Raw genomic sequence first — 14595 nt, 5'->3', positions numbered from 1 at the left:
ACATGGATAAATTATATACTGCTTCAGTAACTGCTACAGGTGGAAGAAATGGGAAAGTAGTATCAGATGATGGCATATTAAATCTTGATGTGAAAATGCCGAAAGCACTAGGTGGTGCAGGCGGAGAGGCAACAAATCCAGAACAACTATTTGCTGCTGGTTACGCTGCTTGTTTTGATAGTGCATTACAACTTGTCATTCGTACGAAACGTGTGAAAGTAGAAAGTACAGAAGTAACTGCTCACGTTTCTATCGGAAAAGATACAGATGGTGGTTTCGGCCTATCTGCTGTACTTGATGTACATGTCGCTGGCGTTTCACATAGCGAAGCACAAGAACTTGTAGAAGCCGCTCACGGTGTATGTCCTTACTCTAAAGCAACACGAGGAAATATTGAGGTTACATTAAACGTACGCTAAAAGTGTATAAAGAAAAAAACGCGCGACATTCGTCACGCGTTTTTTGTTTTTGTAAATTTATGAATTGCTTTCCATGCTTCTTCTTTCCCAAGTCCTGTTTCAGAAGAGAATAGAACGACTTCATCGCCACTTTCAATATCAAGCGTTTCTTTTACAACTTTTAAATGCTTTTGCCATTTCCCTTTCGGAATTTTATCGGCTTTCGTTGCAATAATAATGGTTGGAATGTCATAATGCTTTAAGAAATCATACATCATTACATCATCATTTGTTGGTTTGTGACGTAAATCAACTACTAATACAGCTGCATCTAATTGCTCACGTGTTGTAAAATACGTTTCAATCATTTTACCCCAAGCCGCGCGCTCTGTTTTAGATACTTTCGCATATCCGTAACCTGGAACGTCCACAAAGTGCATCATCTCATTAATTAAGAAGAAGTTTAATGTTTGTGTTTTTCCTGGTTTAGAAGAAATACGTACTAACTTTTTACGATTTAAAATTTTATTAATAAAGGAAGACTTCCCGACATTTGAACGACCTGCTAATGCAATTTCTGGTAAGTCACCGTCTGGATATTGTTCTGGTTTAACAGCACTAATTACAATGTCTGCTTTTGTTACTTTCATTGTTTCACTCCTACTAATGCGTGCTCCAATACTTCATCTAAATGAGATGCAAGCACAAACGTAAGGTTTTCTTTTACGCTCTCTGGAATATCATCTAAATCTTTCTCATTTTCCGCTGGTAAAATAATCTTTGTTAAACCTGCGCGGTGAGCACTTAATGTTTTTTCTTTTAAACCACCAATCGGTAATACACGACCACGAAGTGTAATTTCACCTGTCATCCCCACTTCTTTACTTACAGGAATACCTGTTAGCGCAGAAATAAGTGCCGTTGCCATCGTAATACCTGCTGACGGTCCATCCTTTGGAACTGCTCCTTCTGGAACATGAATATGAATATCATTTTTCTCATGGAAATCAGGATCAATCTGAAGCTCTTCTGCACGAGAACGAATATAGCTAAACGCTGCTTGTGCGGATTCTTTCATAACATCCCCAAGTTTCCCTGTTAAAATTAATTTCCCTTTACCTGGCGCTACGGACACTTCGATCGCCAGTGTATCGCCACCTGCTGCCGTATACGCTAAACCTGTCGCCATACCAACTTGGTCTGTTTTTTCAGCTTGCCCATAACGGAATATGTGCTTACCAAGTGAATCAACAACGTTTTTCTCTGTTACTACAATACGCTTACGTTCTGCTGTAACGATAATCTTTGCTGCTTTACGACAAACCTTTGCAATTTGGCGCTCTAATGTACGAACACCAGCCTCACGTGTATAATAGCGGATAATTTCAAGAAGCGCTTCATCACGTACTTGTAAATTACCTTTTCGTAAGCCATGCTCTTTTAATTGTTTCGGCAATAAATGTTCACGAGCAATGTGAACCTTTTCAAGCTCTGTATAGCCAGCAATCGAAATAATTTCCATACGGTCAAGTAACGGACCTGGAATACTGGAAAGTGTATTCGCAGTTGCTACAAACATAACTTTCGATAGATCATATGGTTCTTCAATATAATGATCACTGAAGTTATGGTTTTGTTCTGGGTCTAACACTTCAAGTAATGCTGCTGAAGGATCTCCACGGAAATCGTTAGACATTTTATCAATTTCATCTAATAAGAAGACTGGATTAACTGATTTCGCCTTTTTCATACCTTGAATAATACGTCCTGGCATTGCTCCAACGTACGTACGACGGTGACCACGAATTTCAGATTCATCACGCACACCACCAAGGGATACACGGACAAAATTACGATTTAATGATGTTGCAATAGAACGCGCTAACGAAGTTTTTCCGACCCCAGGTGGTCCTACTAAACAAAGGATAGGCCCTTTTAATGAATTCGTTAACTTCTGTACCGCTAAATATTCAAGTACGCGCTCTTTCACTTTCTCAAGACCGTAATGATCTTTGTTTAAAATCTCTTCAGAATGAGCAAGATCAATCATATCTTCTGTTGCCTCTGTCCACGGAAGTGCTAATAACCAATCGATATAATTGCGAATAACACCGCTCTCCGCAGAACTTGCTGGTAACTTTTCATAACGATCTAATTCTTTCAGTGCGGCCTTCATTGTTTCTTCAGGCATTCCTGACTGTTCAATTTTCTCACGAAGTTCTTCAACTTCCCCGCCCTTACCTTCTTTATCGCCAAGTTCAGTTTGAATCGCCTTCATTTGCTCACGTAAAAAATATTCTTTTTGCGTGCGCTCCATTGAACGTTTCACTTTTTGTCCAATTTTCTTTTCTAAACTAAGTAATTCTTGTTCATCTTGAATAATTGAAATAAGTGTATGTAATCGTTCTTTCACAGATATGATTTCTAAAATCTCTTGTTTCTGCTTCGTTTTAATTGGCAAGTGAGAAGCAATTAAATCCGCTAATCTTCCTGGCTCTTCTACATCAGCTACCGTTGCAAATGTTTCATTTGAAACTTTTTTCGAAACTTTAATATATTGTTCGAAATGCTCCAGTAATGTGCGCATAAGAGCTTTCTCTTCTAAATCAGCTTCCACTTCTTCCGTTATCGTTTTAATAGAAACTTGCACTACATTTTCTTCTTCGATAAACTCTACTACTTCTGCTCTATGTAAACCTTCTACAAGGACACGAAGCGTACCGTTCGGCAATTTTAACATTTGCTTCACTTTCGCCACTGTACCTACACTATATATGTCATCTTCTTTCGGATCATCGATATTCATTTCTTTTTGCATTGCTAAAAAGATGATATTTTCATCCATTGCCGCCTGCTCTAGTGCTTGTATCGATTTATCACGTCCTACATCAAGATGCAGAACCATCGTTGGATATACGAGAACGCCTCTTAATGGTAGGAGGGGCACGATTCTTTCATTCGTATTCATACTAGACATAGCACCTCCATAATAAATTAAACTCCTGTTCAACTATTTTATATTACAATACATCTAGATGCAATTGCAGAGATTCTCCGCAACTGTAAATCCCTCGTTTTTTCTCCCTTATAAAAGAAAAAAGACTCCGCTTAAGCATACAAACTTAAACGAAGTCTGGCAAATACTATTATCGTTCATTCTCACATTGATTGTGCATCTGTTTCGTCTATCGTAGTATGTACATCGAGCTCTCGATGTATATTTTCCTGTATAAACGTTAGCTCAAATACTTCCTTCAACTTCCGAACAGGAATAATTTCAATTCCTTTTATTGTATACAAAAATGGTTGCATGTTTTCAGCAGGAATGATAACTTTCTTAGCTCCTGCCTTTTTCGCAGCTTTTATTTTTGCGTACACACCACCGATAGGTTTCACTTCCCCGTGTATACTTACCTCACCAGTCATCGCTACTTCATTATTCACATACGTATGATGCACTGCTGAATACACACCTGTTGCCATAGCAATTCCCGCCGAAGGCCCATCAATCGGGATACCACCTGGAAAATTAATATGTATATCGTACCCTTCTGGCAATACATCTAGAGATCGAAGCACTGTTAATACATTATCTACAGAACCTTTCGCCATACTTTTACGACGAATGGATTTCGTTTGACTACCAATACTTTCCTCTTCAACAATTCCAGTAACATTTACCGATCCTTTATCTTTCGCCTTGATTGCTGTTACTTCAATTTCTAATAACGCGCCTGTATTTGGTCCGTATACAGCAAGTCCATTTACAAGACCGATTCTCGGAATAGGGTAAATGCGTTTTTCATACTTCGGTGTAAGTTGACTAGAGTGAACAACCCACTCTATATCTTCATCTTTAATGAAAGGACGTTCTTCATTTATTGCCATTCCAGCAGAAATTTGTACAAGATTAATCGCTTCTCGCCCATTTCTTGCATACATCCCGATCATTTCAATACCATTTTCACCGATTTGCATTTCCACTTTGTCAGCCGCATTCTTCGCTACTTTTTGAATTTCTTCTGTATCTAACTCACGGAAGAACACTTCTAAACAGCGCGACCGAATAGCAGGAGGTATCTCATCTGGCGAACGTGTCGTCGCTCCAACTAAGCGAAAATCGGCTGGTAAACCTTTTTGAAAAATATCATGTATATACGTTGGAATCATCGTATTTTCTTCACTGTAGTATGCACTTTCCAAAAACACTTTTCGATCTTCTAGCACCTTTAACATTTTGTTCATTTGAATCGGATGTAGTTCACCTATCTCATCAATAAACAAAATACCACCGTGAGCATCTGTTACCGCACCTTTTTTCGGTTGCGGAATACCTGCTTGCCCCATCGCACCAGCACCTTGATAAATTGGATCATGCACCGAACCAATTAAAGGGTCTGCAATACCACGTTCATCAAACCGAGCTGTCGTCGCATCCAGTTCAATAAATGTTGCATTTGTGCGAAATGGAGATTTTGGATTTCGTTTTGCTTCTTCTAATACGAGACGCGCTGCCGCTGTCTTTCCGACACCTGGCGGACCATATATAATCACATGTTGCGGGTTTGGACCACAAAGAGCCGCTTTTAACGACTTAATCCCGTCCTCTTGCCCTACAATATCTAAAAAGGATGTAGGACGCACCTTTTCCGCAAGCGGCTCTGTTAAAGAAATCTCGCGCATTTTACGAAGCTGTTCTAATTCTTTTTTCGATTCTCGATCAATTGAAACTTTTTGTGTTCGCTGATTTCGAAGTAAATGCCAAAAATACAATCCGACAATTACACCAAAAACAAGTTGAACAAGTAAAAATATATTTGTCCAGCTCATCATTTATTTCCTCCCGCAATGTTTTATCTCTTAGTATTTCCGCGGAGGAACATAGCTAAACATAAAGAAAAACAGCAATTATAAAAATTGCTGTTTCTCCTTCGCATTATGCAGATGTTTTTGTATCAAGTACAGTACCGTCTTGTAACACCAATTTTGGTGCTGCATTATCAGCTACTGTTTCTTTTGTAAGAATACACTTCTCGATATCTTTGCGAGATGGTAGCTCGAACATTACCTCAAGCATTAAGCCTTCAATAATAGAACGAAGTCCACGAGCACCTGTTTTACGTTCAATTGCTTTTTTCGCAATCTCAATTAGTGCGCCTTCTTCAAACTCTAACTCAACATCGTCAAGCTCCAATAGTTTTTGGAATTGCTTAACAAGTGCATTTTTCGGTTTCGTTAAAATATCAACAAGAGCATCTTCATCAAGCGGCTCTAGGTTCGCAATAACTGGAAGACGACCGATAAACTCTGGAATTAAACCAAATCTTAAAAGGTCCTCTGGTAATACGTGAGATAAAACATGCTTCTCATTTACATCAGCATTTTTCTTCTCAGAACCAAATCCAATTACTTTTTCACCAAGACGACGTTTAATAATTGGCTCGATGCCATCAAACGCTCCACCACAAATGAATAAGATATTCGTTGTATCAATTTGAATAAACTCTTGATGCGGATGCTTACGGCCACCTTGAGGTGGAACGCTTGCTACAGTACCTTCTAAAATTTTCAGAAGTGCCTGCTGCACACCTTCACCAGATACATCACGTGTAATTGATGGATTTTCGGACTTACGTGCCACTTTATCAATCTCATCAATATAAATGATTCCTTTTTCCGCTTTCTCTACATCATAATCAGCTGCTTGGATTAATTTAAGTAAGATGTTTTCTACATCTTCCCCAACGTACCCAGCTTCAGTTAAAGATGTTGCGTCCGCGATTGCAAATGGAACATTTAAAATACGCGCTAACGTTTGTGCCAGTAATGTTTTACCACTACCTGTTGGCCCGATAAGTGCGATATTACTCTTCGCTAATTCTACATCATCAATTTTGCTGTTAGAATTAATGCGTTTGTAATGGTTATATACCGCTACCGCTAGTGCTTTTTTCGCGTTATCTTGTCCGATGACATACTCATCTAAAATTTCACGAATTTCTACCGGTTTCGGTACATCTTTGAATTCTACTTCTTCGTCTTTCGCAAGCTCCTCTTGTACAATTTCAGTACAAAGTTCGATACACTCGTCACAAATGTAAACACCTGGACCTGCAACTAACTTTCGGACTTGCGTTTGTGTTTTACCACAGAAAGAACATTTTAATTGCCCTTTTTCATCATTAAATTTAAACATATTTTCACACCCCTTACAAAGTGCTAACCTCTTGCCTTCGTATGTACACGATAAATGTATCGTATGTAAATACATATTATGTCACTACGTGGCGAGAAATACAAATAATATGACTAGTTATGTACAAATAAAAAGTTTTTAAAACTTTTGAAATATGTATATTCGACTTATTAAGGAAGTTTTCCTTCTTCATCGAAAAGTTTTATAAATATATTTCTATATTTATAAAACAAGGCACGATTAAAATCGCGCCTTGTTATTTTATTATGCAGCGTTTTCTACTAAGAAGTCTACAGCTTTACGAACTTTAAGATCTTCAGCTAAAGCGTCTACGCTTCCAAGAGCTTGCTTGATAGCGTCTACTGGCATACCGTACATTTCAGCCATTTTTTCAACTTCTGCAGTTACTTCTTCTTCAGTAACTTCGATGTTTTCAGCTTCAATGATAGCTTCAAGAACAAGGTTGATTCTTACGCGTTTTTGAGCGTCTTCTTTCATTTGCTCTTTTAACTTGTCAGCATCAGTACCTGTGAATTGGTAGTAAAGCTCAAGGTTCATACCTTGTTGGCTTAAACGTTGCTCGAATTCACGAACCATACGATCTAACTCAGTGTCGATCATAGCTTCTGGAATGTCGATTTCAGCGTTAGCAGCAGCTAATTCTACTACTTCGTCACGTACTTTGTGCTCAGCTTCGTGCTTTTTGCCTTCTTCTAAGTTTGTGCGAAGTTTTGCTTTTAATTCATCAAGAGTTGCAACCGCTTCGTCAGCTTCTTTAGCGAACTCGTCGTTTAACTCAGGAAGTTCTTTTGTTTTGATTTCGTGAACTGTTACTTTGAATGTTGCTGGTTTGCCAGCTAATTCAGCAGCATGGTACTCTTCTGGGAATGATACTTCAACGTCTTTAGACTCACCAGATTTAAGACCAATTAATTGCTCTTCGAAACCTGGGATGAATGTACCAGAACCGATTGCTAGAGAGTAGTTTTCGCCTTTTCCGCCTTCAAATGCTTCGCCATCAACGAAACCTTCGAAGTCGATTACAGCTGTATCACCGTTTTCAACAGTTCCTTCTTCTTTAACAACTAGCTCAGCTTGACGCTCTTGTAAAGATTTTAATTCGTTCTCTACATCTTCGTCAGTTACAGTTGTTTCAACTTTTTCTACTGCTAAACCTTTGTACTCACCTAATTTAACTTCAGGTTTCACTGTAACTTTTGCAGTGAAGATAAGGTTAGCATTTTTTTCGAACTTCTCAATGTCGATTTCAGGATGAGCAACTGGGAAGATACCAGCTTCATCGATTGCTTCACCGTATGCTTTTGGTAAGATGATATCTAAAGCATCTTGGTATAAAGATTCAACACCAAAGCGTTGTTCGAATAACGGACGAGGCATTTTTCCTTTACGGAAACCTGGTACGTTGATTGTTTTTACTACTTTTTTGAACGCAGCGTCGATAGAGTTGTTTACTTCTTTAGCATCAACTTCGATTGTTAAAACGCCTACGTTACCTTCTAATTTTTCCCATTTTGCAGCCATTTATTCTTTCCCTCCAACTATAATAATGTATGCACATACCTCTATAGATTAAGATCTTCATTATCTCTTTTTTGAAATAACAAAAGTACAAATAATCCTCTAGCAAAAGCTTTCAGATATAATGTTCCAATCTACTAATTGCCTAAAAGACAACTACGGTATATTTTGTTCGAGAATAATATGAAACATATTAAGTAAGAGAATTACACTTCTCTTCTCTTACAAACAGGCAGATTTCTGCCTTTTGCAACCCTTACATTATAACATAGAATATGCTCGTTTCAAGAACCGAACGATTCTTTTTCATAATTATACGGGCAAATATCCTTCTCTTTCGACACGTAATAACCATTGATAGGCAATATGAAACTCTTCTAATTCAATATTATACGCTGTCATAAGCTCTTCTTCATCAATAGTCAACCCGAAACGCTTTCTACCAATTCTCTCTAAAACAGCAGCCCAAATCTCCACTTTATCCATTAATAGAGCGAATGGGAAAATGCTAATTTGCAATTCTTTCCAATATGTAACCATCGCATCAAATATATCAGGATAATTTTGCTCTAATCGACTTGATAATCTATGTATAATGTTATCGGATTGCTCCTCATTATGACCTGTAAATGCCGGAATTACCTTGATCGTATTCCCAAACTTTTCTACCTCTATCTCTTCTTCTATTTGATTTTCTATCATTTTATATAAAATAGAAGTTTTCAAATAAGGGTGCTGTTTTTCGTCTATTAAAAATTTCTTTAAAATAGGTAATGCAAGATCCAAGTCTTTTAACGAAAGTTGCTGAATCGCTCTTAGCTTTTGCCCAAAGTTTTCTCCAAATATTTCATTAGTAAATTCATCTAACTCAAAATTCGAATCAACTCGTGATGTATCTACTTCATGTAACATACCTTCTGCAAATAAAGCGAGCTGTGCTAATTTTTCCTTTTGCTCAGGCATTACATCTTTCGTTTGCAAAACTTTTTCAACAGTTTCAATAACGCCTTCATAATCATTTGTTTGAACTAAAATTGTCACATACGTTTCAAGAATATCACCAAATAAGACCGCTCCTGTTTCCAGTAACTGTTCACATTTCTCTTTCGCTTCTTCCATATGTTTTAATTCTAACAAACAAATAACCGAAGCTAGTTCCGTTTGTTCCGTTTCTGCATTATACTGACGTAATATTTCAAAGCAGCGCAATGCATCTTCGAATTTCCGCTCTTTCAGCGCTAAAAAACCTTCATCAATATAGCGCTCTGATAGTTGCGGAAACAATACGACCGTATTTTCTTTTTTATCCATACGTCCGCCTCTTTTTCTAGATTTTAATTATCTTTAAAGTAAATATATCAAATGAGTAATGAGAACACAACATCCCGAAACCCTTTGTTTGAAATATAGAAATATTTAATTTTTATATTTCAATACAAGTGAATTCCTACTCAAAATTAAAAATATGCAAATAAAAACCCTCAGCAATTCAAGCAGAGGATTCATCATTAATGGAAAGCTTTTATAATAGTGGGGTATATAACAAGGGTAATAATTTGGAGAACAATAATTGCCATAACAATCATGCTAAAGTAGAAGATTGGTTTACTTCGCTTCATTAAAAACATAATGATAAGCATCGTACAAGCAAACAAACTTAAGAAGAACAAACTCGTTGTCGAACTAAGTATACCACTCGGGACAAAGAACAATAACACTACACTACAAGTACCTATAATTCCAAATAACCATTCCATTCATTCACTCATTCCCTTTCCCTCTCATGGTAGTTTCCTCTAAGCGATTAAATGTTTTACAACATCAACTACATACGTTAATTTCTCATACGCTACAAATCCAAAAGCAACTGTTAAACCCGTTACGATTAATCCCTTCATTATTTCTTCCTCCTCGTTTTATCGTTGTTACCTTCATTATAGAGGATTAACAATTTGTTACCATCGAACTACCTTACAGTTACCTTACAGAATTGTAAGATTTCAAAGAGAGATTGAAAAACACCCCATATCGCTTGAGGTGCTTTCACGGAATTTCTCTATAATCACTTGCAAAATTAACTTTTTTTCTCTTGTTTATTTTTCGGAGAATCCACTCTTAAACTAATAGATTTACTAAATAATTTCGGATTGAAATAATAGCAAAAATCCGTTTGAGGACAATATACACAATACACATCTATTTCTTCTTTATTCACTTCTTTTGTAGCGACTCCGCTTGCTGTAGAATAACTAGATCGGAATCTTACTTCCAGTATCCCTCTTGCATTCAACTCTCTATATTTCACTTGCACCCTTTTAAATCCCCCGCCCTTATATACTACAAGATCAAAGGGCGAATGCTCTGTTTGTGGTATTAAAATCATATATCCTTTTTCATACAAATCAACTTGTGCCTTTAAAACAGCTAAATCTCCTTTTGTTTTTGTATGATGGTACACTTTTTCTCAGCACCTTTTTACATATTTTCAAAATAATATTCGTTCCTTTTCTTAACTTACCTCCCAACATTTTCTCATTAAAAGAAAACTCTTTGTTAAAACCATGTTAATATATTTTTGTATAATTAAGAATTTAATTTACAAGGGGGATTATATATGTTCAAAAAAGTAGCTGCTGATGTTTTAGGGTTAAGTGATGTAGGTTCTGTCATTACACCAAAAGATTATGACAAGGTTGATGCTGATGATTACGTAATGCATGAAGATGGAGAGAAAATTTATTTTCTAATTAAATCGAAATCAGATGAATATTGCTTCACAAACAAAGGATTACTTCACCTAGATGGTACAAGTGCGACAAGCAAAAAACGTACACTACGCCGCTTTAGCTATAGTAAATATCAAATTAAAAACGTATTGCTTGAAACTGCGGGAACGATTGATTTAGATGTAGAAATTAAATTTCAAATGGGAGATGAACATTATTCAATTGATGTTCATAAAAAACATATCGAGGAATTAAAAGATTTATATAAAGCTTTACTTAAAATCGAAGAAATTTCATACGACAACGACATTACATTGCAGTATGCACATAAAAGTTTAGATATGGCATCTAACGCTTTTAGCCGTATTTCAAACGCACAAGTAAATTTAGCAGAGCAGTTTAAAGAAATGAATGAGATTGCCTTTAACTGGCTTGTTGATACGAAGAAACAATATAATGTGAAAGATTATGGTTTTGTATTTGAGAAGTTTATTAATAACTAAACAAGAAACCCTTGTTATCAAAAGATAACAAGGGTTTTTCAGCGTCCTAGAAGATGTTCAAACTCTCGGCCTGCCCATTTCCGTACTATTTTATATATTTTGATCGCAGTCTTAATATATCTTCCTCTTCTCGAATACCTGCCGATCCTTTCCTCACATTTTTTACGATAGTCCAATCCGGGTTGGTTTCATCACCGATGTTCTGTACTGTAAAGTTGCCATCACCATATTTTCGGTGACCTTCTGCCAATTTCTCCGTTAAATCGTTCTCATTTGATCTCGCCATCTTTGCGCCATCTCCCTTTTTTATACAACCTTCTTAAACTGTCTAACCAATCACAGGTCTAGTCAATTGGAGATTCTCGTTTTCCGCTTCTATTCATTGTAACACACTAACGGGGATAAGTTTCGATAACGGTTGCTCAATCGTACGAGGGCGGTAAAAAGTTTTATAATATTGTAAGTGAACAGTTAGGAGAATCTGGATATGGATTTGAGTTCCATCATAAACCTATTGATTCTTGAAATGAAATAAGAGGAATAGGGCGCATAAATGGCGCTCTTTTCTTCATGCACTTTAATCCGTTACACATAATAATTACCATATATTACGTCATATTTTTTACACCTTTTGCACATACATCAATTTGTAGACAAACAAAAAACCTTGTTATCAAAAGATAACAAGGTTTTTTTTAGCGTCCCAGGAGAGATTCGAACTCCCGACCGACGGCTTAGCTTACCACCATAGCTTTCGCTACCAGCAATTACTGTTTGTAGTCTGGACTATATCTTCACCATTTCAGGTGCGACACGTGTAGTCTCTACGGAACCTCACGATGATTTTCATCATACTTCAGAGTCTTTACCATTAAGTTTCACTTAATCATTCAAAACTCCTTAATCTTTTTCAAGATCGTAAGTTTCCTCGGTATTACCATCAGCCGAACTGTTAAGGCTTCACCGATATAGTGTCGTCCACTTTATAGGTTCTTGTTTCCCTATAAAGGCTCCTATTTTTCTTGAAGGCCGTTGCTCTATCCTGCTGAGCTACTGGGACATGGAGCGGGTGAAGAGAATCGAACTCTCGACCAGAGCTTGGAAGGCTCTTGTTTTACCACTAAACTACACCCGCATATGTTATTTTATTTTTATTCGTTAGCGCCGTTTCCCTATCGACAATATTTATTATATGTATAACCATACATAAAGTCAACACCTTTTTTAAAAGAGGATAATTTTTCTTATCCTCTTTTAAAAACTGCTTGTTCAACTAGCTGTCCGTCTAGTGTTTCAAAACGAACTTCCATTTGATTTTCATCCATTTCTAATAAAGCAAATGTTTTTTCTACACGCTGACGCGGTAATAAAATACTGCCTGGATTAATAAATAAAACGCCGTCGATTAATTCCGCACCTAATACGTGAGAGTGTCCGAAGCATGCAACTTGCGCCCCTACCTCTTCAGCATGGTACGCTAATGTTTGTAACGTCATTTTCACGTTATGACGATGTCCGTGCACAACTATGAAACGAACACCATCTACATCAGTTACAATTTCGTCTTGAAAGTTAGCATAATCACAATTCCCTTTTACAACATGGAAACCTTGCAACTCTTCATGAGCAGGCGTTAGCTCTGAATCACCGCAATGAATCATGATATCTACTTTCCCTTCATACTTCTCTTTTAACTGCTGTAATTCCTTCACAGAGCTATGACTATCGCTTACGATTAAAGCTTTCATCAATCTCTCTCCCTTATTCTCCTAAAAACCATTCAGGGATTTTTTCTTCTAGCTTACGTAGAGCACGTCCGCGGTGACTAATAGCATTTTTCTCATCTGAACTTAGTTCCGCCATCGCTTTTTTATATTCTTCCACATAAAAAATCGGATCATATCCAAAACCGTTTTCCCCGCGGCGTTGTTCTAAAATAAAACCTTCGCACGTCCCATTTACAATGACAGGCTTTTTATCCCCTTCAGGGAAAGCCACTGCTAATGCACAGTAGAAACGAGCTTTACGCTTTTCAAACGCTACGTCATTTAATTCTTGTAAAACTTTATCAATATTTGCTTGATCATCTTTCGGCTCTCCAGCAAAACGTGCTGAATACACGCCTGGTTTCCCGTTTAAAGCATCTACAATAAGACCTGAATCATCCGCAATTACAATTGCATTCAATTGTCTACTCAAACTGTCCGCTTTTAAGATTGCATTTTCTTCAAATGTTTCACCAGTTTCTTCGACTTCTTCAATATGAGGAAAATCGTGTAATGATTTCACTTCTAAATCAAATCGCTCAAATAACTCAGCAAATTCACGTACTTTCCCCATATTTTTTGTCGCTACAACAACTTGTTTCATTTTTTCCACCTCTACTCTATATGAGATACGATGTCACCTAACGCTTCTTTTTGCATATCGATCAGTTGGAAAATGCCTTGTTCTGCAGCATCAAGTAATTCATTTAACTGCGCTCTACTAAACGTCGCTTCTTCTCCAGTTCCTTGCACTTCAACGAACTGACCTTTTCCAGTCATAATTACGTTCATATCAACGTCTGCTTTAGAATCTTCTGCATAGTTCAAATCTAAAACAACACCTTGCTCTTCAACAATCCCTACTGACGTTGCTGCTAAATAATCTTTTACTGGAATTTTAGATACTTTTTCTGCTTGTAATAACTTCTCAAACGCTAATACCATCGCTACGTATGCACCTGTAATAGAAGCAGTTCGCGTTCCACCATCCGCTTGAATAACATCACAATCAATCCAAACCGTTCTCTCACCAAGCGCTTCTAAGTCAACTACCGCACGTAATGCTCGTCCAATTAAGCGCTGGATTTCCATTGTACGTCCTGTTACTTTCCCTTTACTTGACTCCCTAATTGTACGTTGTTCTGTCGCACGTGGAATCATCGCATATTCAGCTGTTACCCAGCCCTTTCCTTCTCCACGCATAAATGGCGGGACGCGCTCTTCAATTGTCGCTGAGCAAATTACCTTTGTATCCCCAACCTCAATTAACACTGATCCTTCTGGATGTTTTAAATAATTCGTATGAATATGTATATGGCGTAATTCTGTTTTTTCTCTACCATCTACTCGCATAAAAATAACCTCCTCATAACTACTTGTTAGTATAGCCAAATTTAAATGTATGATATGTATACAATAAAAGAAGAGGAACCCAAAAAGCAATTCCCCTTTCTTACTTAAGTATAT

General features: G+C 37.2%; 13 protein-coding genes, 1 tRNA gene and 2 pseudogenes. 3 read left to right on the top strand and 13 right to left on the bottom strand.

All coding sequences use genetic code 11. The features are described from left to right. Positions 1-2 precede the first annotated feature (2 nt). Positions 3-419: an organic hydroperoxide resistance protein gene (locus tag QCI47_RS05225; RefSeq protein WP_000359781.1), complete on the top strand. Its 417-nt coding sequence runs from the start codon at positions 3-5 to the stop codon at positions 417-419. Between the two features lie 32 nt (positions 420-451). On the opposite strand, the gene ysxC is transcribed toward QCI47_RS05225, so the two are convergent. The 8 genes and pseudogenes from ysxC to QCI47_RS05185 form a co-directional block, all read right to left on the bottom strand. After that, positions 452-1048: a ribosome biogenesis GTP-binding protein YsxC gene (gene ysxC / locus QCI47_RS05220; protein WP_000869113.1), complete on the bottom strand. Its 597-nt coding sequence runs from the start codon at positions 1046-1048 to the stop codon at positions 452-454. Beyond that, a complete protein-coding gene (gene lon / locus QCI47_RS05215; protein ID WP_309422289.1) occupies positions 1045-3375 on the bottom strand; it encodes an endopeptidase La in 2331 nt (776 codons plus the stop codon). Before lon ends, ysxC begins: the two co-directional genes overlap by 4 nt. A gap of 182 nt (positions 3376-3557) precedes the next feature. After that, positions 3558-5228, bottom strand: coding sequence for an ATP-dependent protease LonB (gene lonB / locus QCI47_RS05210; protein WP_353811711.1), 1671 nt, complete (start codon positions 5226-5228; stop codon positions 3558-3560). A 106-nt stretch (positions 5229-5334) separates the two neighbouring features. Further along, a complete protein-coding gene (gene clpX / locus QCI47_RS05205; protein ID WP_000472282.1) occupies positions 5335-6594 on the bottom strand; it encodes an ATP-dependent protease ATP-binding subunit ClpX in 1260 nt (419 codons plus the stop codon). Positions 6595-6858: 264 nt separating this feature from the next. Then, positions 6859-8136, bottom strand: coding sequence for a trigger factor (tig, locus tag QCI47_RS05200; protein WP_000729258.1), 1278 nt, complete (start codon positions 8134-8136; stop codon positions 6859-6861). Positions 8137-8445: 309 nt separating this feature from the next. Then, the gene (locus tag QCI47_RS05195; RefSeq protein WP_000358268.1) at positions 8446-9444 is read right to left on the bottom strand and encodes a hypothetical protein; all 999 of its coding nucleotides are present in this window, start codon (positions 9442-9444) and stop codon (positions 8446-8448) included. A gap of 197 nt (positions 9445-9641) precedes the next feature. Continuing rightward, entirely contained in the window at positions 9642-9890 is a 249-nt protein-coding gene (locus tag QCI47_RS05190; protein ID WP_001983650.1) for a hypothetical protein, read from the bottom strand. 286 nt (positions 9891-10176) lie between these two features. Continuing rightward, a pseudogene (locus QCI47_RS05185) lies at positions 10177-10591 on the bottom strand (group I intron-associated PD-(D/E)XK endonuclease). 156 nt (positions 10592-10747) lie between these two features. Between QCI47_RS05185 and QCI47_RS05180 the strand changes: the two are divergent. Beyond that, positions 10748-11362 (top strand): PH domain-containing protein, encoded by a 615-nt coding sequence (locus tag QCI47_RS05180; RefSeq protein ID WP_071741881.1) that lies wholly within the window; start codon positions 10748-10750, stop codon positions 11360-11362. Positions 11363-11447: 85 nt separating this feature from the next. Here the strand turns inward: QCI47_RS05180 and QCI47_RS05175 are convergent, their stop codons facing one another. After that, positions 11448-11648 carry a hypothetical protein gene (locus tag QCI47_RS05175; protein WP_000124456.1) on the bottom strand — a complete coding sequence of 67 codons (201 nt, stop codon included), beginning with the start codon at positions 11646-11648 and terminating at the stop codon, positions 11448-11450. Between the two features lie 152 nt (positions 11649-11800). On the opposite strand from QCI47_RS05175, the pseudogene QCI47_RS30265 reads away from it, so the two are divergent. Further along, a pseudogene (locus QCI47_RS30265) lies at positions 11801-11887 on the top strand (DUF6572 domain-containing protein); the annotation flags it as partial. Between the two features lie 536 nt (positions 11888-12423). On the opposite strand, the gene QCI47_RS05170 reads toward QCI47_RS30265, so the two are convergent. The 4 genes from QCI47_RS05170 to rph form a co-directional block, all read right to left on the bottom strand. Then, positions 12424-12497, bottom strand: a tRNA-Gly gene (locus tag QCI47_RS05170). Between the two features lie 109 nt (positions 12498-12606). Continuing rightward, positions 12607-13110, bottom strand: a complete 504-nt coding sequence (locus QCI47_RS05165; protein ID WP_000645498.1) for a metallophosphoesterase — start codon at positions 13108-13110, stop codon at positions 12607-12609. A gap of 13 nt (positions 13111-13123) precedes the next feature. After that, entirely contained in the window at positions 13124-13732 is a 609-nt protein-coding gene (locus QCI47_RS05160; protein WP_000815935.1) for an XTP/dITP diphosphatase, read from the bottom strand. 11 nt (positions 13733-13743) lie between these two features. Next, positions 13744-14481 carry a ribonuclease PH gene (gene rph / locus QCI47_RS05155; protein ID WP_001261765.1) on the bottom strand — a complete coding sequence of 246 codons (738 nt, stop codon included), beginning with the start codon at positions 14479-14481 and terminating at the stop codon, positions 13744-13746. Positions 14482-14595: the final 114 nt, after the last annotated feature.

The organism is Bacillus cereus group sp. RP29 (genome assembly GCF_040459765.1).
Lineage (GTDB): Bacteria > Bacillota > Bacilli > Bacillales > Bacillaceae_G > Bacillus_A > Bacillus_A paranthracis.
This window is presented reverse-complemented; position numbering and strand designations above follow the sequence as displayed.